The 25,064-nt window shown below is 74.6% G+C and carries 25 protein-coding genes and 1 tRNA gene; 9 read left to right on the top strand and 17 right to left on the bottom strand.

Annotated features, from left to right (window positions below; translation table 11 throughout):
• Positions 1 to 24 precede the first annotated feature (24 nt).
• Positions 25 to 936, top strand: coding sequence for an SAM-dependent methyltransferase (locus EKG83_RS01700; RefSeq protein ID WP_033432357.1), 912 nt, complete (start codon positions 25 to 27; stop codon positions 934 to 936).
• A 13-nt stretch (positions 937 to 949) separates the two neighbouring features.
• On the opposite strand, the gene EKG83_RS01695 is transcribed toward EKG83_RS01700, so the two are convergent.
• The gene (locus tag EKG83_RS01695; RefSeq protein WP_033432358.1) at positions 950 to 1,270 is read right to left on the bottom strand and encodes a cupin domain-containing protein; all 321 of its coding nucleotides are present in this window, start codon (positions 1,268 to 1,270) and stop codon (positions 950 to 952) included.
• A 49-nt stretch (positions 1,271 to 1,319) separates the two neighbouring features.
• Between EKG83_RS01695 and EKG83_RS01690 the strand changes: the two genes are divergently transcribed.
• The 3 genes from EKG83_RS01690 (at position 1,320) to EKG83_RS01680 (ending at position 3,382) form a co-directional block, all read left to right on the top strand.
• Entirely contained in the window at positions 1,320 to 1,760 is a 441-nt protein-coding gene (locus tag EKG83_RS01690) for a MarR family winged helix-turn-helix transcriptional regulator (protein ID WP_228122475.1), read from the top strand.
• A gap of 89 nt (positions 1,761 to 1,849) precedes the next feature.
• Positions 1,850 to 2,296: a DUF1203 domain-containing protein gene (locus tag EKG83_RS01685; protein ID WP_033432359.1), complete on the top strand. Its 447-nt coding sequence runs from the start codon at positions 1,850 to 1,852 to the stop codon at positions 2,294 to 2,296.
• Positions 2,297 to 2,317: 21 nt separating this feature from the next.
• On the top strand, positions 2,318 to 3,382 hold the full coding sequence (locus EKG83_RS01680; protein ID WP_033432360.1) for an NADH-quinone oxidoreductase subunit D: 1,065 nt from the start codon (positions 2,318 to 2,320) through the stop codon (positions 3,380 to 3,382).
• Between the two features lie 191 nt (positions 3,383 to 3,573).
• Here EKG83_RS01680 and EKG83_RS01675 read toward each other — a convergent pair whose 3' ends face one another.
• The 7 genes from EKG83_RS01675 to ftsH all read right to left on the bottom strand — a co-directional run bounded on the left by EKG83_RS01675 (position 3,574) and on the right by ftsH (position 10,700).
• Positions 3,574 to 5,517, bottom strand: a complete 1,944-nt coding sequence (locus EKG83_RS01675) for a DUF6779 domain-containing protein (protein WP_037330519.1) — start codon at positions 5,515 to 5,517, stop codon at positions 3,574 to 3,576.
• Positions 5,518 to 5,567: 50 nt separating this feature from the next.
• Positions 5,568 to 6,020, bottom strand: a complete 453-nt coding sequence (locus tag EKG83_RS01670) for a DUF3180 domain-containing protein (RefSeq protein WP_033432361.1) — start codon at positions 6,018 to 6,020, stop codon at positions 5,568 to 5,570.
• Positions 6,021 to 6,125: 105 nt separating this feature from the next.
• Entirely contained in the window at positions 6,126 to 6,608 is a 483-nt protein-coding gene (folK, locus tag EKG83_RS01665; protein ID WP_033432362.1) for a 2-amino-4-hydroxy-6-hydroxymethyldihydropteridine diphosphokinase, read from the bottom strand.
• Entirely contained in the window at positions 6,601 to 6,963 is a 363-nt protein-coding gene (gene folB, locus EKG83_RS01660) for a dihydroneopterin aldolase (protein ID WP_033432363.1), read from the bottom strand. Before folB ends, folK begins: the two co-directional genes overlap by 8 nt.
• The gene (gene folP / locus EKG83_RS01655; protein ID WP_033432364.1) at positions 6,956 to 7,774 is read right to left on the bottom strand and encodes a dihydropteroate synthase; all 819 of its coding nucleotides are present in this window, start codon (positions 7,772 to 7,774) and stop codon (positions 6,956 to 6,958) included. The genes folB and folP overlap by 8 nt, the downstream gene beginning before the upstream one ends.
• Positions 7,771 to 8,394: a GTP cyclohydrolase I FolE gene (gene folE / locus EKG83_RS01650; RefSeq protein WP_051766241.1), complete on the bottom strand. Its 624-nt coding sequence runs from the start codon at positions 8,392 to 8,394 to the stop codon at positions 7,771 to 7,773. Before folE ends, folP begins: the two co-directional genes overlap by 4 nt.
• 5 nt (positions 8,395 to 8,399) lie before the next feature.
• Positions 8,400 to 10,700 (bottom strand): ATP-dependent zinc metalloprotease FtsH, encoded by a 2,301-nt coding sequence (gene ftsH, locus EKG83_RS01645; RefSeq protein WP_033432366.1) that lies wholly within the window; start codon positions 10,698 to 10,700, stop codon positions 8,400 to 8,402.
• Between the two features lie 408 nt (positions 10,701 to 11,108).
• On the opposite strand from ftsH, the gene EKG83_RS01640 reads away from it, so the two are divergent.
• Positions 11,109 to 12,809 carry a substrate-binding and VWA domain-containing protein gene (locus EKG83_RS01640; protein WP_033432367.1) on the top strand — a complete coding sequence of 567 codons (1,701 nt, stop codon included), beginning with the start codon at positions 11,109 to 11,111 and terminating at the stop codon, positions 12,807 to 12,809.
• Positions 12,810 to 12,855: 46 nt separating this feature from the next.
• Here EKG83_RS01640 and hpt read toward each other — a convergent pair whose 3' ends face one another.
• The 4 genes from hpt to dacB form a co-directional block, all read right to left on the bottom strand.
• Positions 12,856 to 13,404, bottom strand: coding sequence for a hypoxanthine phosphoribosyltransferase (gene hpt / locus EKG83_RS01635; protein WP_033432391.1), 549 nt, complete (start codon positions 13,402 to 13,404; stop codon positions 12,856 to 12,858).
• A gap of 17 nt (positions 13,405 to 13,421) precedes the next feature.
• Entirely contained in the window at positions 13,422 to 14,333 is a 912-nt protein-coding gene (gene tilS / locus EKG83_RS01630) for a tRNA lysidine(34) synthetase TilS (RefSeq protein WP_033432368.1), read from the bottom strand.
• A gap of 10 nt (positions 14,334 to 14,343) precedes the next feature.
• On the bottom strand, positions 14,344 to 15,306 hold the full coding sequence (locus EKG83_RS01625) for a zinc-dependent metalloprotease (RefSeq protein WP_033432392.1): 963 nt from the start codon (positions 15,304 to 15,306) through the stop codon (positions 14,344 to 14,346).
• 269 nt (positions 15,307 to 15,575) lie between these two features.
• Positions 15,576 to 16,925 carry a D-alanyl-D-alanine carboxypeptidase/D-alanyl-D-alanine endopeptidase gene (gene dacB / locus EKG83_RS01620; RefSeq protein ID WP_228122474.1) on the bottom strand — a complete coding sequence of 450 codons (1,350 nt, stop codon included), beginning with the start codon at positions 16,923 to 16,925 and terminating at the stop codon, positions 15,576 to 15,578.
• A gap of 392 nt (positions 16,926 to 17,317) precedes the next feature.
• Between dacB and EKG83_RS01615 the strand changes: the two genes are divergently transcribed.
• The gene (locus EKG83_RS01615; protein WP_033432369.1) at positions 17,318 to 17,821 is read left to right on the top strand and encodes an inorganic diphosphatase; all 504 of its coding nucleotides are present in this window, start codon (positions 17,318 to 17,320) and stop codon (positions 17,819 to 17,821) included.
• An 87-nt stretch (positions 17,822 to 17,908) separates the two neighbouring features.
• Here EKG83_RS01615 and EKG83_RS01610 read toward each other — a convergent pair whose 3' ends face one another.
• Both EKG83_RS01610 and EKG83_RS01605 read right to left on the bottom strand, forming a co-directional pair.
• Entirely contained in the window at positions 17,909 to 19,579 is a 1,671-nt protein-coding gene (locus EKG83_RS01610; RefSeq protein ID WP_033432370.1) for an MDR family MFS transporter, read from the bottom strand.
• A 2-nt stretch (positions 19,580 to 19,581) separates the two neighbouring features.
• Positions 19,582 to 20,097 (bottom strand): MarR family winged helix-turn-helix transcriptional regulator, encoded by a 516-nt coding sequence (locus tag EKG83_RS01605; RefSeq protein WP_033432371.1) that lies wholly within the window; start codon positions 20,095 to 20,097, stop codon positions 19,582 to 19,584.
• A gap of 128 nt (positions 20,098 to 20,225) precedes the next feature.
• On the opposite strand from EKG83_RS01605, the gene EKG83_RS01600 reads away from it, so the two are divergent.
• Both EKG83_RS01600 and EKG83_RS01595 read left to right on the top strand, forming a co-directional pair.
• Positions 20,226 to 20,678 carry a DUF4442 domain-containing protein gene (locus EKG83_RS01600; RefSeq protein WP_033432372.1) on the top strand — a complete coding sequence of 151 codons (453 nt, stop codon included), beginning with the start codon at positions 20,226 to 20,228 and terminating at the stop codon, positions 20,676 to 20,678.
• A gap of 16 nt (positions 20,679 to 20,694) precedes the next feature.
• A complete protein-coding gene (locus EKG83_RS01595; protein ID WP_033432373.1) occupies positions 20,695 to 21,636 on the top strand; it encodes a TIGR03617 family F420-dependent LLM class oxidoreductase in 942 nt (313 codons plus the stop codon).
• 3 nt (positions 21,637 to 21,639) lie between these two features.
• Here the strand turns inward: EKG83_RS01595 and EKG83_RS01590 are convergent, their stop codons facing one another.
• Positions 21,640 to 21,792, bottom strand: a complete 153-nt coding sequence (locus EKG83_RS01590; protein ID WP_153277836.1) for a hypothetical protein — start codon at positions 21,790 to 21,792, stop codon at positions 21,640 to 21,642.
• Between the two features lie 280 nt (positions 21,793 to 22,072).
• Positions 22,073 to 22,146, bottom strand: a tRNA-Thr gene (locus EKG83_RS01585).
• A gap of 111 nt (positions 22,147 to 22,257) precedes the next feature.
• Between EKG83_RS01585 and EKG83_RS01580 the strand changes: the two genes are divergently transcribed.
• Entirely contained in the window at positions 22,258 to 23,829 is a 1,572-nt protein-coding gene (locus tag EKG83_RS01580) for a hypothetical protein (RefSeq protein WP_033432374.1), read from the top strand.
• A gap of 19 nt (positions 23,830 to 23,848) precedes the next feature.
• On the opposite strand, the gene EKG83_RS01575 is transcribed toward EKG83_RS01580, so the two are convergent.
• The gene (locus EKG83_RS01575; protein WP_084716652.1) at positions 23,849 to 25,048 is read right to left on the bottom strand and encodes a DNA polymerase III subunit delta'; all 1,200 of its coding nucleotides are present in this window, start codon (positions 25,046 to 25,048) and stop codon (positions 23,849 to 23,851) included.
• Between the last annotated feature and the right edge of the window lie 16 nt (positions 25,049 to 25,064).

The following is a 25,064-nucleotide window of genomic DNA, read 5'->3' as shown; positions in this document are numbered from 1 at the left end:
CAACCTTAAAGGGACACTTGACTGATGGTGGACTCGGAACGCGCGTGGCGCGACGCGTTGTACGGGCCGGCGGGGTTCTTCACCCGGGGCGAGGTGCCCGCCGACCACTTCCGCACCGCGCCGCTGGTGGGCCCCGAGCTGGCGGAAGCGCTGCTGGAGCTGCTGGACCGGGTCGACGCGGCGCTGGGCCGGCCCGCGCGGCTGGACTTCGTGGACGTGGGCGCGGGCGGCGGCGAGCTGGCCGCGTCGGTGCGGTCGCTCGCTTCGGGGTCGCTGGCCGCGCGGCTGGTGGTGACCGCGGTGGACGTGGGCCCGGCCCGGTCGCTGCCGGGGGTGCGGTGGGCGCGGGAGCTGCCCGCGCCGGTGCACGGGCTGCTGGTGGGGCACGAGTGGCTGGACGCGGTCCCGTGCCCGCTGGTCACCGGCCCGTCGGACGACCCGTGGCTGGCGCGGTGGTGGCCGCTGCGCGCCGGGGAGCGGGCCGAGGTGGGCGCGCCCCGGGACGCGGCGTGGGCGGACGCGGTCGGGCGGGTGGCGCGCGGCGCGGCGCTGGCGGTGGACTACGGGCACCTGCGGGCCGACCGGGCGGCGGGCCGGTACGCGTCCGGCACGTTCGCGGCCTACCGCGGCGGGCGGCGGGTGGAGCCGGTGTTCGACGGGAGCTGCGACCTGACCGCGCACGTGGCGCTGGACGCGTGCGCGGCCGCGGCGGGCGGCGACTGGGTGCTGGTGTCGCAGCGGGACGCGCTGGGGGCGCTGGGCCTGGTCGGCGCGGTGGACCCGGCGGCCGCCGACTGGCTGGCGGCGGCCGGGCGGGCGTCGCGCATCGCCGAGCTGCGGGCCGAGGGCGGGCTGGGCTCGTTCGGCTGGCTCCTGCACGGGGTGGGCGTGCCGGTGGCCGACCTGCTGCCGCCGCTGCCGCCCTGGCGGCCCTAGGCGGTGCCCCGGGTCACTGCGCCCAGGGCGGGGCCAGCCGCTGGTCGCCGATGAGGCCGGTGATGCCGACGGAGGTGGCCACCAGGACCGTGGCCGGGCCGCCGACCAGCTCGAACTCGGTGTGCGGCGGGACGATCACGGTGTCGCCGGGCCCGGCGTCGCGGCCGTGGACGGTGACCCGGCCGGAGAGCACGTGGAACACCTCCTCCTTGTCCACCTGGTGCCGCTCGCCGCGGGCGTCGGCGGGCACCTCCAGCGTCCACAGGGCGATCTGCTCGCTGCCCAGGGACGGGGAGGCGTGGGGCTTGAACACGAAGCCGTGGCGCTCGAACATCGCTCTCCAAACTAGTAAACTTGGTTGTCTAGTTGCAGACTAGGCGATCGTGGAACCCGTGTCGATGCTGTTCGCCCGCGCCTTCCGCGTGATGACCGACCGGTTCCACGCGCGGCTGGCCGAGCGGGACCTGGAACCGCTGCGCCCGGCGCACGGCTACGCGTTCCGGTTCCTGGCCGAGGGGCCCGGCCGCACCGCGGTCGAGCTGGCCGCCCACCTGGGCGTGACCAAGCAGGCGGCGACGAAGACCGTGGCCGAGCTGGTCGACTGGGGCTACGTCCGGCGCACCGCCCACCCGACCGACGGCCGGGCGCAGGTCCTGGAGCTGACCGGGAAGGGCCGGTCCTACCTGCGCTTCGCCGACGGGCTGTGGGCCGAGCTGGAGGCGGAGTTCGCCGCGGTCGCCGGTGCCGGGCGGCACGCGGCGCTGCGCGAGGCGCTGGAGGCGTACCTGGAGGGCTCGGAGGGCGGCATCCGCCCGGTGTGGTGAGGCCCGGGTGCCCGGGTCCGGGTGCCCGGGTCCGTGCCCAGGTCCGAAGACCGCCGGCCAGGCGCCCACCAACGAGTGAACCTGGGCACATGAAGATCCACGCCATCCCCACCGACGTCCTGACCCGCGCCCGCGAGCTGGCCGGCACCGACGAGCACCACGAGCTGCATGCCGAGGCACCGGACACGCCCCTGCGGTGCTGCCTGCGCCGCGCCGGCGCGGGTGAGCCGCTCGTGCTGTTCCGCTACGCGCCGAGCGCGGGCCGCGGGCCGTACGAGGAGGTGGGGCCGGTGTTCGCGCACGCCGAGCCGTGCGCCGGGCCGGCGGGCACCGACGAGCTGCCGGCGGCCCTGTGCGGCAACCAGCGCCTGCTCCGGGCGTACACGGCGGACGGCCGCATCCACGACGGCGGGGTGGTCGCGCCGGGGGCGCTGGCCGACGGCGTCGCCGGGTGGCTCGACGACCCGCGGGTGGCGGAGGTGCAGGTCCGCAGCGCGTCGCACGGCTGCTTCCTGTTCGCCGTCACCCGCGACTAGGCGCCGTGCGAGCATGACCGGGTGGAGATCACCGTTGGCGTGGGCGCCGGGGCCCGCCACCTCGGGGTCGACCGGGTGGTCGACCTCGGCCCCCTGCACCCGTCGGCGCACGGCGCGTACCGGCTGCGGCTGACCGTCCGCGACGACGAGGTCATCACCGCGGCCGAACCGCTCGTCGGGCACCTGCACCGGGGCGCGGAGAAGCTGTTCGAGGTCCGCGACTACCGGCAGGTGCTGACCCTGGCCAACCGGCACGACTGGCTCGCCGCGTTCTGCAACGAGCTGGCCGTCGCGCTGGCCGTGGAGCGGATGACCGGGATGGAGGTGCCGCCCCGGGCCCAGGTGCTGCGCGCGCTGCTGTGCGAGCTGAACCGGGTGATGGCGCACCTGGTGTTCCTCACCCCGCTCACCGGCGCGCGGGACCGCGACGCGGTGCAGGCCGTGCTGGAGGAGGCGTCCGGCGGGCGGATCCACTTCATGTTCAACCGGATCGGCGGCCTGCGTGAGGACGTCCCGGCGGGCTGGGTGGACCGGGTGCGGGAGGCGCTGGCGGCCGTCGACCCCGGCGAGGTGCCCGGGGGCCTGGCCGGCCTGGGGGTGCTGAGCGGGGACGACGCGCTGGCGTTCGGGGTGACCGGCCCGATCGGCCGGGCCTCCGGCGTGGACTTCGACCTGCGCCGCGACGACCCGCTGCCCGGCTACGAGGGGTTGGGCGTGCGGCCGGTGGTGCGGTCGGAGGGCGACGCGCTCGCCCGGGTCCGGTGCCTGGTGGACGAGGTGCGCCAGTCGGTCGAGCTGGCCCGGCGGTGCCTGGACCGGCTGCCGGGCGGACCGGTGAACGTGCGGTTGCCCAAGGCGATCAAGGCGCCCGAGGGGTCGGTCTACACGTGGGTCGAGGCGCCGCTGGGCACGTCGGGGGTGCACCTGGCGTCGCGCGGTGAGAAGACGCCGTGGCGGTTGAAGCTGCGCACGCCCTCGTTCAACAACGTCCAGGCGCTGTCGGCGCTGCTGCCGGGGACGCGGGTGGCGGACCTGCCGGCGGTGCTGGGGTCGTTCGCCGTGGTGGTCGGCGACATCGACAAGTAGCGGGTGGAGCGGGGCGGGGCAGGCGGGCGCGGCCGGTGGCGAGCGGGGCGGGACGGGTCGGTCAGGCCGAGCCCCGGTCAGGCCGAGCCCCGGTCAGGCCGAGCCCCGGTCAGGCCGAGCCCCGGTCAGGCCGAGCCCCGGTCAGGCCGAGCCCCGAACAGGCCGAGCGGCGTCGGCCGAGCCGGGCCGGGTCAGTCCTCGCCCCGGCGCCGCCGGCGGCGCGGCGAGTCCGCCCCGCCGAACGCGGCGAGCAGTTCGCTGACCGACTTGCCGTCCGCGTGGGCACCGGCGGGTTCGGCCGGTTCCGGCGCGGGCGCGCTGCGCCGGCTCGGCTTGGAGATCTCCTCCCACGTGTCCTGCCGGTCCTCGGCACGGCGGCGGCCACCGGACTCGGCGGGGTCGGCGGGTTCGGGCGCCCGGCGACGTCCCCGCGCCGTGACCGAGCCCGACGCGGAGCCCGCCGAACGACCGCTCGACGCCTCGGCGTCCCGGCGCTCGACCGACCGGCGACCCGGCGGCTCGGTGGGCACGGGCTGGTGGCCGCCGGTCTGCTCGGCACGCCCGCCGGACACCGGGCGGTGGCTGCCGGTCTGGTCGGGACGCCCGGCGGGCCCGGGGCGGGAACCGGCCGCCTGGTCCGGGCGCACGGGCTGGTGGCTGCCGGTCAGCTCGGCGCGCACGGGCTGCTTGCCGCCCCGCACCGGCTGGTGGTTGCCCGTCATCTCGGCCCGCGTCGGCTGACCGCCCCCGCGCACCGGCTGGTGGTTGCCGGTCAGCTCGGCGCGGCGCGCCTCCAGGCCCGGCCGCCTCCCCGCGGCACCCGTCACCGGGCGGTGCTCGCCGGTCAGGTCGACCCGCCCACCGCTCCGCCGCGCCTCGTCGACGCGGTCGTCGGCCGGTCGCGCCTGCCCGGGTTCGCCCGGCTTCCCCGTCACGGGCCGGTGCTCGCCCGTGGCCTCCGAGCGACCTGCCGCGCGCTCACCCGGCGACCTCCGCACGGGCACGTCCGGTCGGCGCCGCTCGGCGCCCTGCTGCACCACCGCGTCCCGGCTGATCATCTCGGTGCGCTCGGCCACCCGGCCGCGCCGCTGGGCGGCGGGCTCGGCCGGTTCCGGGGTGCGCGGGGTCGGCTCGGTCGGGCGCGGTGCTTCCGGCGGGCTCAGCCGGCCCGCCACCTCGGCCCGGCCCACGACATCGGCCCGACCACCCACATCAGCCCGACCACCCACGTCGACCCGACCACCCACGTCGACCCGACCACCCACGTCAGCCCGACCCGCCACGTCAGCCCGACCCGCCACATCAGCCCGACCACCGACGTCAGCCCGACCACCCACGTCGGCCCGACCCACGCGCTCGGTCGGCTCGACCTTCGGCGCACCCTCCCGCCGCCCCCCGCCGGGAGCGGCCGGGCGCTGCTGCGCGGCCCGGGCGGGTTCGCGGCGCACCGGCTGGGCCGGTTCCCGCCGCACCGGTTCGGGGCGCTTGGGCTCGGGCCGCCGGACCTGGTCCTTGCGCGAGGTGTCGTGGTTGACCCGCTCGATCAGCTCGGTGCGCTCCGGCGCGGCCTTCTCGCCCTTCTTCGCCGCGGGCAGCGCGGTCCCCGCGGTGATGATCCGCTGGTCACCGCCCAGCGACATCAGCCGGGACTGGTCGGACAGGGCGCGCATCCGGGTCGACTCGGCGCGCAGCGCCACCCGCTCGACCAGGACCTCCCCACCGAGCAGGGCCTCCAGGTTCTCCCGCAGGGCGCGCAGCTCGGCGCGCAGCGCCTCCAGGTCGTCCTTGGCCTCCTCCTGCACCCGCTTCCGGGTCTCGGCCTCGACCTCCAGCTCGTACTCGCGCCGGGCGGCGACCTCGCGCTCCAGCTCCAGCTCGTAGACGGACTGGAGGTCGGCCACCTCGTCCTCGCGGTCGGCGACCTGCCTGCGGTAGCGGGCCGCCAGGAAGGCGCCCACCAGGGCCGCCCACAGCGCGGCGATCACGGCCAGGCGCAGCCAGCGGGCGTTGTCGCTGAGCACCAGCACCGCCGCGGCACCGAGGGCCAGCGCCAAAGCCGCCACCAGCAGCAGGCGCCCGACGCCACGACCGCGGTCCTGCTGCTCGTCATCGTCCGACGCGCCTCGCCCGGTCATGGCGTCTACCGTACCGGCCAGTTACCCGATCGAGACCTCCGCGTCCGGTTTCACTCGTCGCGGTGCGGGTCGTGCGGCGTCTTGCAGCAGTGCTCCAGCCACAGCCCGGCACCGATCAGCGCCGCCGCGCACACCACGCCGACGACCGCGCTGACCGTGTCGTGGCCCGCCGCCTCGAACTCGTCGCGCACCGGCAGCACGTAGGCCAGCGCCCCGGCCCACGCGCCCAGCATGAGCGCGCCCAGCAGCGACGAAGCCTTGGCCAGCGCGACGGCCCGCGCCGCGGTCAGCGGCTCCACCGGCCGGGACCCGGGCTTGCGCAGGATGCGGGCCCGCAGGGACACCGCGAGCCACAGGTTCACCGCCGCGATCACCAGCAGGGTGAACCCGGCGAAGGTGGGCAGCGGCGGGAGCGTGTCGTAGGACAGCCGGACCAGCAGGTGCGCGAGCAGACCCGCGACGAGGGCGGCGGCGAACAGGTCACGGGGCTTGGTGAACCTCACCCCACCATCGTCCCCGAAGTCCTCCGCCGACGGTCCACCGAGGACCGGCGACACCGCCGGACCACCCGACCACCGAACCACACCACGCGCGAGCCACCCGGGCCGTCACGCCAACCGCAGGTCGTCCCGCCGCGTCACGCCACCGAGGTCCAGCCCCGCCACCAGGTCCGCCACCCGCCCGTGCCCGGGCAGCACCGCGTCCGGCTCCACGTCCAGCCACGGCACCAGCACGGTCGCCCGCTCGAACGCACCGGGGTGCGGCAGCAGCAGCGCCGGGTCGGTCGAGCGCACCCCGTCCACGGTGACCACGTCCACGTCCAGCGTCCGCGGCCCCCAGCGGCGCTCGCGGACCCGCCCCGACGCCTCCTCCAGCGCCTGCCCGCGCCGCAGCCAGCCCCACTCGTCGAGGTCGCCGGACACCACCAGCACCGCGTTGAGGAAGTCGTCCTGGTCGGTCACGCCCCACGGCGCCGTCTCGTACACCGGGGACACCGCGACCAGCTCGGCCGCGAACCCCGCCACGGCCATCCGCAGGTACCCGAGCCGGTCGCCCAGGTTCGACCCGATCGACAGGACCGCCCTAGTCACGGGTCCGCCGGATGGTCACCGACACGTCCGCGAAGGTCAGCGGGATCGGGGCGGACGGCTTGTGCACGGTCACCTCGGTCGCCCGCACCCGCAGGTCGGTCATCACCTCGTCGGCGATCTTCCCGGCCACCGTCTCGATCAGGTCGTACGGCCCGCCCGCCACGATCGCCGCCGCCCGCTCGGCCAGCTCGCCGTAGTGCAGCGTCTCCCGCAGGTCGTCGGTGGCCGCCGCGCGGGAGAGGTCCAGCCAGGCGGTGACGTCGACCAGGAAGTCCTGGCCGTCGCGCTTCTCGTGCTCGAACACGCCGTGGTGGCCGCGCACGCGCAGGCCGCGCAGCGAGATCCGGTCAGCCACGCCCGGCCCTCCACGCCCGCGCCACGGCGACCGCGTCCAGCGACCGCGCCACGTCGTGCACCCGCACGCCCCAGGCGCCGTTGAACGCCGCCAGCGCCGAGACCGCCGCGGTCGCGTCCTCGCGGCCGTCGGGGACCCGGCCGCCCAGCAGCGCGCCCAGGAAGCGCTTGCGGGACGCGCCCACCAGCACCGGGAACCCGAGCGAGACCAGCGCGTCGAGGCGGTTGAGCAGCTGCCAGTTGTGGTCGGCGTCCTTGGCGAAGCCCAGGCCGGGGTCGAGGATCACGTCGTCCTCGGCCACGCCGGCGGCCAGCGCCGCGTCCACCTGGCGGCACAGCTCGTCCCGCACGTCCTTCACCACGTCGTCGTAGACGGCCAGCCGGTCCATCCCCCGGCTGTGCCCGCGCCAGTGCATCAGCACGTAGGGCACGCGCGCCGCGGCGACCACCCGCATCATGTCCGGGTCGGCCAGCCCGCCGGAGACGTCGTTGACGATCGACGCGCCCGCCTCCAGCGCCGCCTCGGCCACCCGGGCCCGCGTGGTGTCCACGCTGACCGGCACGCCCCGCGCGACCAGCGCGCGGATCACCGGCGCGACCCGCTCGGCCTCGACGTCCGGCGCCACGCGCTCCGCGCCCGGCCGGGTCGACTCGCCGCCGACGTCCACCAGGTCGGCGCCCTGCCGGTGCAGCGCCACGCCGTGCGCCACGGCGTCGTCGAGGCCGAGGTAGCGGCCGCCGTCCGAGAAGGAGTCCGGGGTGACGTTCAGCACGCCCACCACCACGCAGTGCGCGGGCCTGGACACGGTCATCGCGTCCGTCCCCTGATCAGCTCGATCGCCTCCGCCCGGGACGACGCCGAGTCCCGCAGCAGCCCGCGCACCGCCGAGGTGGTGGTCCGCGACCCGGGCTTGCGCACCCCGCGCATCCCCATGCACAGGTGCTCCGCCTCGACCACCACGATCACGCCGCGCGGTTCGAGCCGCCGGACCAGCGCGTCGGCGATCTGCGAGGTCAGCCGCTCCTGCACCTGCGGCCGCTTGGCGTAGAGGTCGACCAGGCGGGCCAGCTTGGACAGCCCGGTCACCCGGCCGTGCTCGTTGGGGATGTACCCGACGTGCGCGACGCCGTGGAACGGCAGCAGGTGGTGCTCGCAGAACGAGTACATGGGGATGTCGGTGACCAGCACCAACTCCTCGTGCGACTCGTCGAAGGTCTTGGCCAGCACGCTGTCCGGGTCGGTGAACAGGCCGGCGAACAGCTCGCGGTAGGCCCGCGCCACCCGCGCCGGGGTGTCGCGCAGGCCCTCGCGCTCGGGGTCCTCGCCGCAGGCGAGCAGCAGTTCCCGCACCGCGGCCTCGGCGCGCTTCTGGTCGAAGGGGCGGCGCGCGAGACCGGCCTCCCCGTTTCCGGAGAGGCCGGTCTGGTCGATCTCGGTCACGCGCGGTTGTCCGGGTCCGTGTCGAAGTTCCGCTTGCCGGCCTCCGCGTCCTGCGGCTGCTCGGGCTGCGGCTGCCACGGCGGCTGGGCCACCCCGCCGCCCGGTGCGGTGGCCGGGGTCCAGCCGGGCGGCGCGCCGTAGTTCGGCGGCACGGCCGACGGCGCCTGCGGCGGCTGGTACGCCTGGCCGGGGTACGGCTGCTGACCGGCCGGGTACGGCTGCTGGCCCGGGTAGGGCTGGTACGGCTGCGGCGGGTACGGCGCCCCGTTGCTGCCGTTGGGCCCGTTCGGGTTGACCGGCGGCGCGGGCGTGGGGTCCGGCGCCGAGGGCTCCGCGTCGCGGACGTCCTCGATCGCGGGCGGCCACGGCTCGCCGCGCTCCTTGGCCAGCTCCGCCGGGGTCTTGACCGGCGGCTTGTCCGACGGGGTGCGGGTGCCGAACTGGTTGAACTTGGTGATCCGGGGCCGCTTCTCGACGCTGGCGAAGATCCGCTCCAGGTCCTTCTGGTGCAGGGTCTCCTTCTCCATCAGCTCCAGGGTCAGCGAGTCGAGCACGTCGCGGTAGGTGTTGAGCACCTCGTACGCCTCGGTGTGCGCGGCCTCGATCAGCTCGCGCACCTCCTCGTCGATCTCGTGCGCGACCTCCAGCGAGTAGTCGGCCTGCTTGCCCGCGGTGCGGCCCAGGAACGGCTCGCCGTGCTCCTGGCCGTACTTGACCGCGCCCAGGCGGGCGGACATGCCGTACTCGGTGACCATCGCGCGGGCGATCTTGGTCGCCTGCTCGATGTCGTTGGACGCGCCCGTGGTGGGCTCGTGGAAGACCAGCTCCTCGGCGGAGCGGCCGCCCAGCGCGAACACCAGCCGGGCGATCATCTCCGACCTGGTCATCAGGTCCTTGTCCTCCTCCGGCACGGACAGGGTGTGCCCACCCGTCCGGCCGCGGGCCAGGATCGTGACCTTGTAGACCGGGTCGATGTCCGGCATGGCCCACGCGGCCAGGGCGTGCCCGGCCTCGTGGTAGGCGGTGATCTTCTTCTCCTTCTCGGAGATGATCCGGCTCTTGCGGGCCGGACCGCCGATCACGCGGTCGACGGACTCCTCCAGCGCGGCGCCGTTGATCACGGTGCCGTTCTGGCGGGCGGTCAGCAGCGCGGCCTCGTTGATCACGTTGGCCAGGTCGGCGCCGGAGAAGCCGACGGTGCGCTTGGCCAGGCCGTCCAGGTCCACGTCCGGGCCCAGCGGCTTGCCCTTGGCGTGCACGCGCAGGATCTGCTTGCGACCCTTCAGGTCGGGCGCGGACACCGGGATCTGCCGGTCGAACCGGCCGGGGCGCAGCAGCGCGGGGTCCAGGATGTCGGGCCGGTTGGTCGCCGCGATCAGGATGATGCCGCCGCGCGAGTCGAAGCCGTCCATCTCGACGAGCAGCTGGTTCAGCGTCTGCTCGCGCTCGTCGTGGCCGCCGCCGAGGCCGGCGCCGCGGTGGCGGCCGACCGCGTCGATCTCGTCGACGAAGATGATGCAGGGCGCGTTCTGCTTGGCCTGCTCGAACAGGTCGCGCACGCGCGAGGCGCCGACGCCGACGAACATCTCCACGAAGTCGGAGCCGGAGATCGAGTAGAACGGCACGCCGGCCTCGCCGGCCACGGCGCGCGCGAGCAGCGTCTTGCCGGTGCCGGGCGGGCCGTAGAGCAGCACGCCCTTGGGGATCTTCGCGCCCAGGGCCTGGTAGCGGCCCGGGTTCTGCAGGAAGTCCTTGATCTCGTACAGCTCCTCGACCGCCTCCTCGGCGCCCGCCACGTCGGCGAACGTCGTCTTGGGCATGTCCTTGGAGAGCTGCTTGGCCTTGGACTTGCCGAAGTTGAGGACGCGGTTGCCGCCACCCTGGGCGTTGTTCATCATCCACATCAGCAGGAGCAGCAGCAGCCCGAGGGGGATCAGGTACAGCAGCATCTGCATCAGGAACGAGTCCTGGGTGACCTTGGTCTCGACGACCGGCTTGTTGTTCGCCTGGTCCAGGATGGTGAAGATCTCGTCCGTGGAGCTCGCCGGGAACTGGGCCCGCACGCGGTTGCTGCCCTCGACGGTCGCGCCGTCGACCAAGGTGAGCTTGAGCAGCTGCTCCTTGTCCTCGATCGTGGCTTCCTTGACCTTGCCGTCCCGGATCTGCTGCAGTGCCTGGGACGTCTTGACCGGGGTGTAGCCCCGGTTGTCGTCGAAGAGCACGTTGAAGACGTAGAAGAGCACCAACACCGCCACGATCCACAGCAGCGGGTTGCGAAGCAGGCGCTTGCGGTCCATGCACTTACGGCCGGCGGGCGGCCTCGACCCTCCCTGACTTGTCGACGGGCGCGGACGGGCGTGCCCGTCCGACCAGCCTACCGCCCTCGCGGGGGCGGGGCGCTCCGCGTGCGGGACCCGTCGTGTTCTGCCCGACCAACGGGCGGGGGGCGCCCCGTGTTCCCGCCGGTGACCGCGAACACGGACCGCGGGCGGGAACGGTTCAGCCGGCGGTGAACCGCGCGGGGTCCCCGCCCGTATCCCTCACCGCGGGTATCGCGCTACCCGCAGGTAGCCAGGACGGCCGGACCGGGCGGGTGATCTGGAACACGAGAGTTTGTCATGTCACTCGACCGTGCCATCCTCGGCAACTACCGCGTGTTCCACATCAGCCCGAGAGGGTGAACCCCGAGCGAGGGTGTCAACACCATGCCATCGCGCAACCAGGCCCCCACCGGGCGCCTCCGCCGCATCGCCCTGCCCGTCGGCGCGCTGCTCGGCGTCGTCGCCGCGGCCGGCGTGGCCGTCGTGGCGATCCGCGCCACCAGCGGCCCCGACTGCCGGGGCACCCTCCCGCTCAAGGTCGCGGTCGTGCCCGCGGTCGAGGAGGTCGTCCGGGGCGCCGCCGACGACTACCAGGCCACCCAGCCCGTGGTCGACGGCAAGTGCGTCCAGGTGGAGATCGAGGCCCGCGCCGCGGCCGACGTGTCCCAGGAGCTGCCCACCGCCCAGATCAACCCGCCCGCGCTGTGGATCCCGGACTCGTCCATGTGGGCGGCGGAGACCCAGCGGCAGTCCGGTGACCTGGGCGCCGAGGCACCGCGCCTGGACGTCGGCGCGCCGCTGGCCAGCTCGCCGCTGGTGATCGCGGGCTCCGAGCACGCCCTGGGCGCGCTCGGCTGGCCCATCACCCCGGTGAACTGGGCGCGGGTGGTCGACCCCAAGGTGTCGGTGACGCTGAGCGACCCGACCACGTCCACCGAGGGCCTGGCCACGCTGGCGGTCATCCGCGCGCAGCTCGGCAACCCCGACGGCACGCCCAGGCCCGAGCTGATCGGCGCCCTGCTGCGGGTCGGCCGGGACGCGCTGCCGTCCGTGCGCGACGCGTTCGGCAAGGTCGTGCAGGGCAACGAGGACGCGCCGGTGTTCACCGCCTCCGAGCAGGCCGTGCTCAACGCCAACCGGACCGCGGGCTCGCGCCGGGTGGTCGCCTCCTACCCCAAGGAGGGCACGGTCTCGTTCGACTTCCCGGTGGTGCGGGTCGGCCGGTCCGGCGAGCCGGCCGGCACCGCGCAGGCGGCCGAGGGCTTCGAGGAGGCGCTGCGCGCCGACCGGACCGCCCAGCGATTCGCCGAGGCGGGCTTCCGCACCCCGGACGGCAGGGCGCCGCGGCCGTGGACGCCCGAGGAGGACGGCGTGCGCGGCGACGACGTCGTCACCATGCCGACGCCGTCCCCCGACGAGGTCTCCGAGCTGCTGCGCACGTGGGGCGCGGTCAGCCTGGACACCCGGCTGCTGGCCGTGCTCGACGTGTCCGGCTCGATGGTCGAGAAGATGGGCGACGGCCAGACCCGCGTCGACGCGGCCAAGGAGGCCGCGCTGACCGCGCTCGGCATGCTGCCCGACACCTCGGAGATCGGGTTGTGGGCGTTCTCCACGGACAAGAAGCCGCCGAACGACTGGATCGAGCTGGTGCCGATCGGGCCGCTGGGCGAGCCCCTGGGCGGCGCGCCGCGGCGCGTGCAGCTGCAGAAGGGCGCGAACAACCTGCCCGCGCTGGTCGGCGGCGGCACGTCGCTCAACGAGACCGCGCTGGCCGCGTTCCGGCACGTGCAGCGGACCTACGACCCGTCGAAGATCAACTCGGTCACCCTGATCACCGACGGCAGCAACGACGACATCTCCAGCATCGACCTGCCGACCCTGCTCGCCACGCTGCGCGAGGAGGCCGACCCGGCGCGACCGGTGCCGATGATGATGGTCGGGCTGGGCGGTGACGCCGACATGGCGGCGCTCAAGCAGATCGCCGAGGCCACCGGCGGGAAGGCTTACCAGGCCATGGAGCCGGACGACATCCGCGGGGTGCTGCTGGACGCCATCTCGCAGCGCCGCTGCCGGCCGAACTGCTGAGGCAGCCCCCACGAGGCCGCCTTTGACGCGGCCTCGTGGGACGCTGTCACGAGTAGATCTTCGGGTCCAGCGTGCCGATGTACGGCAGGTCGCGGTAGCGCTCGGCGTAGTCCAGGCCGTAGCCCACGACGAACTCGTTGGGGATGTCGAAGCCGACGTACTTCACCGGCACCTCGACCTTGACCGCGTCCGGCTTGCGCAGCAGCGTGCAGACCTCCAGCGACCGCGGCTTGCGCGACGCGAGGTTCTTGAGCAGCCACGACAGGGTCAGCCCCGAGTCGATGATGTCCTCGACGATGACCACGTCGCGGTCGGCGATGTCCCGGTCGAGGTCCTTGAGGATGCGCACGACGCCCGAGGACGACGTGGACGACCCGTAGGAGCTGACCGCCATGAACTCCAGCTGCACCGGCACGGGCAGCGCCCTGGCCAGGTCGGTCATGAACATCACCGCGCCCTTGAGCACGGTGATCAGGACCAGGTCGTGCTCGCCGTCGGCCGGGTAGTCAGCAGCGACCTTGTTGGCCAGCTCGGTGACCTTGTCGCCGATCTCCTGCTCGGTGATGAGCACGGAACTGATGTCGCCGTCGTACACGGACGGTTCCCCTTTGGTCATGACTGAACTGGTTCCACTCGCAGCCTGCCATGCGCGCGCCGAGCCACAAAGCCGCCCGGCAACCACACACCGCCCTGACCACGCCACTCGCCCACCAGGGCGTCCACCCGCCGCAGGTGCGAATCAGACAACTCGGGCACCCGCTCGGCGAGCAGCCACCGCCGCAGCACGCGCCGGCGCAGGGCGGCGGGCAGGTGCTCGACCTCCGCGACCGCGCAGCAGTCGCCGTCGAACGCCTCGGCCAGCTCGTCCAGGGCGTCGTTGTCCTCGCGCAGCTGCGCCGCGGTGCGGGCCAGGGCGTCCGCCACCCCGCCCTGGAGGACGTCCTCCAGCAGCGGCAGGACCTCTTTGCGCAGCCTGACCCTGGTGTACCGGGGGTCGTCGTTGTGCGGGTCCCGCCAGGGCTCCAGGCCCAGTTCCGCGCACGCCGCGGCGGTGGTGGCCCGGGAGACCTCCAGCAGCGGGCGGCCCCACGGCGGGTCGAGCGGGCGCATGCCGGCGATGCTGCGGGGCCCCGACCCGCGCCCCAGGCCCAGCAGCACCGTCTCGGCCTGGTCGTCGCGGGTGTGGCCGAGCAGCACCAGGCCGCCCTCGGGTCTGAGCGCCGCGTAGCGGGCCCGCCGGGCGGCCGCCTCGGGACCACCCGATCCGGTGACGTCGACGCGCCGGACCTCGGCGGCCAGCCCCAGCTCGCGGCAGGTCCGCGCGGCGGCCTCGGCGACCTCCGCCGAGCCCTCCTGGAGCCCGTGGTCGACCACGACCGCCCGCGCGGGCACCAGCCCCGCGGTGACGGCCGCCAGGGCGAGGGAGTCCGCGCCGCCGCTCACCGCCACGGTGACCGCCTCCGGCCGGTGCTCGCGCAGGAACCGCCGCACCGCCGTGCGGACCAGCGACAACGGCCCGTTCACCGGCGCGCGCTCACGGTTGGACGCGGCGCAGCCAGGCGGCCGGGTCCGCGATCTCGGCGCGGGTCGGCAGGGTCTCGGGGCCGGTCCAGACGGTGTTGAAGCGCTCCATGCCGACCGCGTCGACCACGTGGCCGGTGAACGCCGCGCCCTCCTCGTACTGGCGGACCTTGGCCTCGACGCCGAGCAGCGTGCGCAGCACCCGGTCCAGCACGCCGCCCTTGCGGCGGGCGGTGAAGCGCTCGCGGATGACCCGGACCGACGGCACCACGTCCGGGCCCACGGCGTCCATCACGTGGTCGGCGTGCCCCTCCAGCAGCGTGGACAGGGCGAGCAGCCGGTCCAGCACCTCACGCTGGGCGGGGCTCTGGAGCAGGTCCACCACGCCGCCCGCCTCGCGCAGCCGCCTGGGCAGGTCGCGCAGGCGCGGCGAGCCCTCGTCCATGGTGCCGAGCAGGGTGCCGACCAGGCCGGCGAAGTGCCCGGCCAGCCACGGCACGGCGGTGAACTGGAGCCGGTGGGTGCCCTCGTGCAGGCACACCCACATGCTGAACTCCTCGCCGGGCACGTCCAGGGAGCGCTGGGCGCCGACGATGTTGGGCGCCACCAGCAGCAGCCTGCCGCCGTCGGAGAAGGGGTCGTACTGGCCCAGCACCCGGCCGCTGAGGAACGCCACGACCACGCCCGCCTGCACGCCCGCGGTGCCCGCCACGACGCCGCTGAACGCGCCGGACTGCCGGGGCAGCGCGCCGTCGGTCAGCGCGGCGAGCCCGCGCACGGCGGCCCGCACCCAGCCGGGCCGGTCCACGACCTCGCCGGGGAGCAGCGGGAGGCCCTGCCCGAGGCCGGTCAGCTCGCGCACGTGCACCTCGGCGTCCACGGCCAGCTCGCGCAGCCGGTGCACGGCCACGTCGGCCTCGGCCCTGGGCACCACCGGTCCGGGGCGGAGGAGCCTGGTCGCGGTGGTGACGGCCAGGTCCCAGTCGACCGGTGCCCTGTCCTTCGGTGCCCCGTCCTTCCGGGCGCCGTCCTGGCCGGGGGCGCTGCGGTCCTGCGTCGCCGGGTTGCTCACCCCGTTGACGCTACCTGCGCCTCCCGGTCGGGCAACACTCCCGCGACCCGACGGCCGAACCCACGGGCGCCCGATCGCCGAACCGCCAGCCGCCCGACCACCGACCGACCACCGACCTGACAGCCGCCCGACCACCGCCCGACCACCGACCCGGCAGCCGCCCGCCGGCCGACCTAGCAGCCGCAGGTGCGCAGGGCCGCCGCCATCTCGTCCAGGGCGCCCCGCACGGCCTTCATGTCGTCGCCGCTGAGCGACATGAACGCGAACACCAGCAGCCGCCCGTCGGTGTCCAGCACCACCCCGGCCAGCGAGTGCACGCTGGTCAGCGTGCCCGTCTTGGCCCGGACCCAGCCGCGCCCGGCGGCGCCCTGCTCGGCGTAGCGACCGGCCAGCGTGCCGCTGCCGCCGGCGACCGGCAGCGCGGTCAGCAGCGGCCGCAGCCGCGCGGTGCGCTCGTCGGAGGCGTCGGGCTTCGCCGCGGCGGTGAGGATGTCGGCCAGCAGCCGCGCGGGCAGCTTGTTGCTGGGCGAGAGCCCGCTGCCGTCCTCGAACACCGCCCCGGTGAGGTCGAACCCGTGCTCGGTGAGCGCGGCCCGCACGGCCTGCGCCCCGCCCGTGAACGACGGCTCCGCGCCGCGCGCGATCGCCACCTCGCGGGACAGCACCTCGCCCAGCACGTTGTCCGACAGCTGCATCATGTTCTCGACCAACTGGTCCACCGGCACCGACTTCACCTCGCCCAGCACCTGGGCGCCCGCCGGCGCGGCACCCGGCGCCACGGGCGAGGCCACGCCCAACCGCTGCGCGAGCAGCGCGGCGGTGTCGGCGGACGGGGTGGCGCTGCGCCGGCTGACGTCGGCCTTCGGGTCGCTGCGGCCACCGGTGAGCATCAGCGGCTCGATCGGCGACACGTAGCCGTCGGGCACGTCGGAGGGCGCCCAGCCGGGCGCGGTGCCCGGGCCGGTGTAGCGGGAGGAGTCGTAGAGGACCTGGGTGACCGGTCCCTGCGCGCGCACCTGCTCGACCAGCTCGTCCAGGGTCGGCGCGCCGGGGTAGAAGCCGGTCTCGCCGGCGGGCAGCGGCGACAGCGTCGGGTCGCCGCCGCCGACCAGCACGACCGTGCCGGGCTGCGGGCCGCGCACGACCTTGGTCGACAGCTGGGAGGTGTGGTCCAGGGTGAGCAGCGCGGCCGCGGCGACCAGCACCTTCGTCGTGGACGCGGGCGTGGCCGGGGTGGTCTCGTCCTGCCGCCACAGCACCTGCCCGGAGGCCGGGTCGACCACCGTGCCGCGCAGGGGGTCGAGCAGGCCGTTGGCCGCCGGACCGGCCAGCACGGCCTGCACGCCGGCGGCGGTGGGCTGCTTGCCGCCGGTGCCCACGCCCTGCACGGCGCGCGAGATCGGGGCGGGCGGCTGCGGCGCGGCCGTGGTCGCGTCGGGCGTGCGGTCGAACCAGCCGCGCTGCGCGCCCACCACGGCGGTGCCCGCGAGCGCGAGCACGAGCAGCACCACGGCGGCGAGCACCAGCGGGCGCTTGCGGCGGCGGGCCGGCGGGGCCGGTTCTTCACTTTCCGTGATCGGTTCAGGGTTCGGTTCAGGTTCCGACTTGATCTCTTTCGCGGGCTCCGCGGGCGGCCGCGGACGGGCCGCGGCGGGCTCCGGCGCCGGCGCGGCCGGCCTGGGCGGCGGCGGCGCCGGCATCCGCACCGTGGGCGGGTCCGGCCGTCTGACCTGCACCGTCGGCGGTTCGCGGTCCACCTCGTCGCCGTCGTGGGTCGGCCAGGATGGCTCGTCGGACAACGGGAGTCCTCCGCAATCGAGTACGGGCAACGTCACACCCCGCGCAGGGGGTTGACGAGACGTCGTAGTCCACACTAGTGGCGTAACGAACGGCGAGAACGAGCGAGGACCGCGCAGTGGAGTTCGACGTCACCATCGAGATCCCCAAGGGGGTCCGCAACAAGTACGAGATGGACCACAAGACGGGGCGCATCCGGCTCGACCGGACCCTGTTCACGGCCACTCAGTACCCGGCGGACTACGGGTTCGTCGACGACACGCTCGGCGAGGACGGCGACCCCCTCGACGCCCTCGTGCTCGTCCAGGAGCCGACCTTCCCCGGGTGCCTGATCCGCGCCCGCGCCATCGGCATGTTCCGGATGACCGACGAGAAGGGCGGCGACGACAAGCTGCTCTGCGTCCCGTCGGAGGACCCGCGCTCCGAGCACCTGCGCGACATCCACCACCTGAGCGAGTTCTACCGGCTGGAGATCCAGCACTTCTTCGAGGTCTACAAGGACCTGGAGCCGGGCAAGAGCGTCGAGGGCGCGACCTGGGTCGGCCGGGCCGAGGCCGAGGCCGAGATCGTCCGCTCCTACCAGCGCCTCAAGGACGCCGTGGCGCGCGGCGAGGACCACTGAGGCGAGTCGTCGGAACGGGACCAGGCCCGCTCCCCGGTCGGGGGGCGGGCCTGGGTCCTCTTCCGCGCCGGTGCGTCGTGACGGGCGTCAGTGCATCGCGATCGGGGTCGGCTCCTCGGCCGCCTCGGCGTCCTTGACCCGCTCCAGGCCCGAGCGGGCCGACAGCGGGACCTCGCGCAGGAACCACACGATGGCGAAGCCGACCAGGGTGACGATCGAGCCGGTCAGGAACACCAGGTCGATCGAGCCGGAGAAGCCGTCCAGGAACGGCCTGGCCAGCACCGGGTCGAGCCCGTTGAGGAACTCGGTGTTGTCCAGGTCGAAGCCCTGGCCGGTCTGCAGCGCGGTGGCGAAGCCCTGGTTCTCCGGCCGGGCCAGCGCCGCCTGGAAGTCCGGCGAGCCCGCCGCGGCGCGCAGCGCGTCGCCGATCTTGCCGCCGACCGTGCTGAACAGGATCGACAGGAACACCGCGGTGCCGACCGTGCCGCCGATCTGCCGGAAGAACGTGGCCGAGGCGGTCGCCACGCCCATGTCCCGCGGCTCGGCGTCGTTCTGGATGGCCACCAGCAGGGTCTGCATGTTCAGGCCCAGGCCGGTGCCCAGGAAGAACATCAGCACCAGCGGCTGGTAGAGCGGGGTGTCGGTGTCGACGAAGCTGAACAGGAACAGCATCACCGTCATGACCGCGAACCCGAGGACCGGGAACACCTTGTAGCGGCCGGTCTTGGCGGTGATGTTGCCGCTGATGCCCGCCGCGGTCATGATGCCGATGGTCATCGGCACCATCATCAGGCCGGACTGGGTGGCCGAGTACCCCTTGACGATCTGCAGGTACAGCGGCAGCGACACCATGCCGCCGAACATGCCCAGGCCCAGCAGGAAGTTGATCCCGTTGCCCAGCGCGAAGGTCTGGCGCCGGAACAGCCGCAGCGGCAGCAGCGCCTCGTCGCCCATGCGCTTCTCGGCGAGCACGAACCCGGCCAGGCCGAGCACGCCCACGACGTAGAGCGCGATCGAGGTGCCCGAGGCCCAGCCCCACTCGCGGCCCTGCTCGGCCACGATCAGCAGCGGCACCAGGCCGACGGTCAGCAGCGCCGCGCCGAGGAAGTCGATCCGGTGGTCGACCCGGCGGTGCGGGATGTTGAGCACCCGCGCCACCACGAGCAGCGCGACCAGCGCGATCGGCACGTTGACCAGGAACACCCAGCGCCAGCCGGCCGTGCCCAGGAACGTGTCCAGGCCCGCGAACAGGCCGCCGACGACCGGGCCCGCGACGCTGGAGACGCCGAAGACGGCCATGAAGTAGCCCATGTAGCGGCTGCGCTCGCGCGGCGAGGTGATGTCCGCCATGATCGCCATCGCCAGCGACATCAGGCCGCCCGCGCCCAGGCCCTGCACCGCGCGGAACGCGGCGAGCTGGTACATCGAGCCGGCGATGCCCGCCAGCAGCGAGCCCAGCAGGAACAGCGAGATCGCGGTCAGGTACATCGGCTTGCGGCCGTAGATGTCGGACAGCTTGCCGTACAGCGGCGTGGAGATCGTCGCGGTGATCAGGTAGGCGGTGGTCGCCCACGCCTGGAGGGTCTGGCCGTGCAGCTCGTCCGCGATGGTCTTCATGGCCGTGGCCACGATCATCTGGTCCAGCGCGGCCAGGAACATCCCCAGCAGCAGGCCCGACAGGATCGTCAGGATCTGCCGGTGGGTGAGCAGGGCGGCGCCGGGTGGCGTCGCGTCCGCTCGGGTTGTCGTGTCCGACATGCTCACTTCTCCCCTTCTGAGCGCGGCCCCAGTCCGCTCTCAGCGATGAAATGCGGGAGCGCCTTCTCGTAGTCCCCCACGAAGCGCTCGAAGTACTCGACGAACCGGTCCTGGTCCTCCGGGGACCAGTCCGCGAACAGGCGGGTCAGCGCCTCGTTGCGCTGCCGGCGGCGGTCGGCCAGCAGCTCGGCGCCCGCCCCCGTGACCGCCAGCAGGCTGGCGCGGCCGTCCTCGGGATCGGCCCGCCGCTCGACCAGGCCCTGCCTGACCAGTCCCGCCACCTGGCGGCTGACCGTGGACGGGTCGGAGAACACCGCCTCGGCCAGGGCGCTCGACCGCGAGGGGCCGAGTTGCTCCAGGCTGGCCAGCAGGACGAAGGCGGCCTTGTCCATGCCCGCCTTGCTCATCTGGGCGGCGACGCAGGCGTGCATCTTGTTCATGCGGACCAGGGCCATGCCCAGGCGGTTGGCCACCGTCCGGTCCTCGGCCCGGCCTCCGTCACGCACGGGTGCCGCCATCCCACTCTCCGTTTGCTTGCATCAACCAACTAGTTGCTGGATACAAGCATGAACCTCCACGAGAGTCTTGGCAAACGAAATACCGGTGAGCCGGGTCTCATCGGGTTACTGGTCGGTAATATGCGCTCATGAGCGCTGACCTCTCGTTCGTCGCCGATGCCATGAAGCAGTCCGTGCCCTGGGTGAGGACCACCGGGGTGGAGTTCGTCGAGGTGGCCGCCGACCGCGTGGTGGCCGAGCTGCCCGACCGCGAGGACCTGCGCAACCACGTCGGCGGCCCGCACGCGGCCGTCATGTTCGGCGTGGCCGAGACCGCGTCCGGCGCGGTGGTGATGGCCGCGTTCTCCGCCGAGCTGGGCAGGGCCACGCCGCTGGTCGCGCGGTCGGAGATCGCCTACAAGAAGCTGGCGCTGGGCGTGCTGCGCGCCGAGGCGGTGCTGGGCAGGGCCGCCGCGGACGTGGTGGCGGAGCTGGACGCGGGCACCCGGCCGGAGTTCCCGGTGCACGTGACCATCACCAACGCCGAGGGCGTCACCACCGGCGAGGTGACCGTCGTCTGGACCCTGCGCCCGAACCGCTGAGCGGTAGGTTCGCCCGGTGAAGGTGGACCGGCTGGAGATCGACCCCGACCCGACGACCGCGCTCGACGCGGCACGCGCCGCCGAGGGCGCCGGCTGCGACGGGTTCTGGGTCGCCGAGACGCGGCACGACCCGTTCCTCGCGCTGGGCCGCGTCGCGGGCGCGGTCGACCTGGAGCTGGGCACGGCGATCGCGGTGGCGTTCGCGCGCAACCCGATGAGCACCGCCGTGCTGGCCAACGACCTGCAGCTGCTCTCCGGCGGCCGGTTCCACCTGGGCCTGGGCTCGCAGGTCGAGCCGCACGTCACCAAGCGGTTCGGCATGCCCTGGTCGCGGCCCGCGGCGCGGATGCGCGAGTTCGTGCTCGCGGTGCGCGCGATCTGGCAGAGCTGGGCCACCGGCGACCGCCTGGCGTTCCGCGGCGAGTTCTACACGCACACGCTGATGACGCCGTTCTTCGACCCGGGCCCCAACCCGTTCGGCACCCCCGCGGTGTGGCTGGCGGGCGTCGGCGAGCTGATGACCGAGGTCGCGGGCGAGGTGGCGGACGGCTTCCTGTGCCACAACTTCACCACCGAGCGGTACCTGCGCGAGGTGACCCTGCCCGCGCTGGCGCGGGGCCGGGCGAAGGCGGGCGGCGCGGCGCCCGTCGAGGTCCTGGGCCCGTCCCTGGTCGCCCACGACGACCGGTCGGTGGCCGAGGTCAGGCGGCAGATCGCCTTCTACGGCTCCACCCCGGCCTACCGGAAGGTCCTCGACCTGCACGGCTGGGGCGAGCTGCACGAGGAGCTGCACCGGCTGTCGCGGCGCAGGCGGTGGGAGGAGATGGAGGCGGTCGTGCCGGACGAGGTGCTGCACGCGTTCGCCGTCGTCGGCACGCCCGAGGAGGTCCGGACCGAGTACGCCCGCCGCTACGGCGACGTGGTGACCAGGGCGGCCGCGCCGGTGCTCGGGGCCTGACCCTCAGGGCCGGATGAGGGACCCCGCGCCGGGGTCGTGCACGCGGTGCCGGAACAGCTCGCCGCGGGCGCACCGCCGCCACCGGCGCCGCCCCACCCGCGCCGCGAGCACCGCCAACGGCAGGGCGAGCACCGTCGACAGGATCATCGTGCCCATTGGCGATCACCTCCAGGCTGGCAACGCCACGGTTGCCCACCCCTGACGCCGACGGGGGAAGTGTCACCCTGATGGAGCAGCTCGCGCAACGCTCCGACACCACCCAGCCCGTCCCGGCGGACCACCGGCACGGGTCCCGCCCCCGCGGGGTGCCGTGATCAGCGGGAACCACGCGGAGTCCGGGCCACCCCGAATCCGCCCGGCACGGCACGGCGCGCCCGCCCCGGGGCCGAACGCGACGAAGGCCCCGGACCGGGGTCCGGGGCCTTCGCATCTCGCGAGCCGCCTGTCGGAATCGAACCGACGACCTGCTCATTACGAGTGAGCCGCTCTGGCCGACTGAGCTAAGGCGGCGAGACGCGACAACTATAACCCAACCCCGACCGTCACCTGATCGGGGGGCTCGTCGTTAACCCGCCAGTGGCCTCCGAACCTGGGCGCCGCCGTCACGGGAGGTACGACCACATGCGCCTGTTGGCCCTGCCCGCCGCCGCCCTCCTGGTCGCGCTCGTCGCCTCCCCCGCGCTCGCCCAGCCGCCGACCACCCCGGTGCCGGGCCCGCGGGACCCGGGCCAGCCGCCCGCGTCGGCGGGTCCGGAGCAGGTCACCCACGCGATCGGCGACGCGGGCACGGGCCTCGCGGTCGTGCGCCTGGCACCGGGTTCGACGACGACCGACACGATCCTGCCCGGCTTCGGCGAGCAGCTGCCCAAGCAGTCGGCCGCCGAGATCGGGGTGGGGCTCGCCAACGCGCAGGCCAACACCGAGGCGTTCCTGAGCTACGAGCGCGCGGTCGCCCAGGCGGCGCCGCTCGGGTTCGCCGTCCAGGGCCGCGCCCCCCAGGCGCCCGGCACGCTCGTCCAGACCGCCTCGCCGGACAACGCCGCCCCCGTCACCGGCGGCCTCACCCCGCCCGCCACGCCGCTGGACACCCTGCTGCGCGTCGGCCTGCTCAACGGCAGCGTGCACGCCCGCTGGGACGAGGAGCTGGGCCCGTGCGTCAGCCCCCTCGCCGACGCCAGGACCTCCGTGGCGAGCCTGAGCGTGCTCAACGCCATCCCGACCCTGCCCGGCTCGCAGGACCTCACCGGCATGCTCACCGAGCAGACGCCCAAGCTCGACGCGCAGGCCAAGCAGTCCCTGATCGACACCCTCAAGCAGCTCGGCGGTCCGCTCAGCCGGCTCGGCGGCCTGCTCTCCGGCACCCCCGACAGCGGCGCCACGGGCTCGCTGCTCAGCCTCCCGGACACCCTCAGCGCCAACTCCAAGGTCGAGCTCGTGGACCTGCCGGGCAGCGCGAACAAGGCCGTCCGGTCGACCTCCGCGCTCCAGGTGGCGAGCATCCGCCTGCTCCAGGGCACCCCGGCGGAGATCCGCGTCGACGTGGTGAGCCCGCCGACGCTCACCGCCCTGTCCACCGGCGACGCCGCCACCTCGGGCGTCACCTACACCGCACCCGTCCTCAAGGTCAGCCAGGGCGGCCGGGAGCTGGGCACCCTCGACGCGGCCAACCCGAAGCTGGACGTGCCCATCGGCGTCGTGCCGGGCCGGGACCTGCCGCTGGTCGGCGACCTGGCCGACGCCCTGGACATCGGCGTCCTGCGCCTCCAGGTCGCCCAGCTCAACCGCAAGGACCAGGTCCTCGACGGCCCGCTCCAGCAGGGCGGCCCCACCGTGAAGGGGTTCATGCTCGGGGCGACCGCGCGCCTGCTCGACCTCCAGCTGCTGCCGACCGACGCCCTCGGGCTGCCGAACCTGCCCTCGGCACTGGCGCAGGTGTCCCTGGGCGAGCAGGTGGTGCGCGCGGCCGCCCCGACCGGCGGCGTGGTGTGCGGCGCGCCGACGCCCACCCAGCCGGGCCCGGGCGGCGGCCAGGCCGCGCCGCCGAAGCAGCCGCTCGCCTACACCAACGCCGCGTACAAGACCGTGCCGATCTTCTGGGCCGGGACGGTCATGCTGCTGGTCGGCGTCGTCCTGGTGGCCGCGCTGCCGGGCCGGCACCACCCGGCCGGCCGGGGCGGCGCCCCGGCGGAGTAGTCGGCGACCGCCCGGAACCTCAGCCCCGCTGGAGCGCGACGAGCATGGCCTCGACCGCGATGCGCGGCTTCACGTTGCGCTCCAGCGCGGTCCGGCAGCCCAGCACGGCCTCCAGCCTGCGCAGCACCGACTCCGGCGACCACGCCCCGGCCGCCCTCCTCGCGTCCTCGGCGCGGTCCGGGTGGTTCAGCGCGGCCCCCGCGCCCGAGGCGGTGACCAGCACGTCCCGGTAGAACGCGGCGAGGTCGACCAGGGCCTGGTCCAGCGAGTCGCGCTGGGTCCGGGTGGCGCGCGACTTCTGCCGCTTCTCCAGGTCCTTCAGCGCGCCCTTGGCGCCGCGCGTCGCCGCCGCGGTGCCCTTGCCGGTGCCGCCCGCGCCCATGGCCGTCTCCAGCGCCTCGCGCTCGGCCGCGTCGCGGTCCTCGTTGGCGCTCACCGCGTCCGCCTCGGCGGCGTTGACGAGCTGGTCGGCGCAGGTGAAGACGTCCGCGGGCCTGCGCAGGGCCAGTGGGATGCGCAGCACGGCCTCGCGCCGCGCCCGCACCGACTCGTCGGTGGCCAGCCGCCGCGCCCGCGCCACGTGCCCGCCGCTCACCGAGGCCGCCCACGCGGCGGTGTCGGGCGCGATGCCCTCCTCCTCCAGCGCGGAGGCGATGGCCGCGAGCCGGGGCGTGCCCAGGGGCACCACCCGGCACCGCGACCGGATGGTCACCGACACGTCGTCCGGGTGGTCCGACGGCGCGCAGAGCAGGAACACGGTGCGCTCCGGCGGCTCCTCCACCGCCTTGAGCAGCGCGTTCGCCGCGCCCTCGGTGAGCCGGTCGGCGTCGGCGATGATCACCACCTGCCAGCGCCCGGCCGTGGGCCGCCGCGCGGCGACCTGGACCAGCGCCCGCATCTCGGCCACCGGGATCGACAGGCCCTCCGGCGCGACCACGCGCACGTCGGCGTGCGTGCCGGCCAGCACCGTGTGGCACCCGGCGCACGAGCCGCAGCCCGGCCGGTCGCCCACCACGGTGCACTGCAGCGCCGCCGCGAACGCGCGCGCCGCGTCCACGTGCCCGGACCCCGGGGGCCCGGTGAACAGCCACGCGTGGGTCATCGCGCCCGGCGCGGGCGTGCCGCCCGCCACGATCGACGAGGCCGCCTCCGCCGCCGCCGACAGCACCGCGACCGCCTCGGGCTGGCCGACGACCTCGCCCCACACACCACGGTTCACCGGGCGACCGTACCGA

Source organism: Saccharothrix syringae, assembly GCF_009498035.1.
GTDB classification, from domain to species: Bacteria; Actinomycetota; Actinomycetes; order Mycobacteriales; family Pseudonocardiaceae; genus Actinosynnema; species Actinosynnema syringae.
Note: the sequence above shows the minus strand (reverse complement) of the source record. Positions and strands in the feature narration are given on the sequence as shown.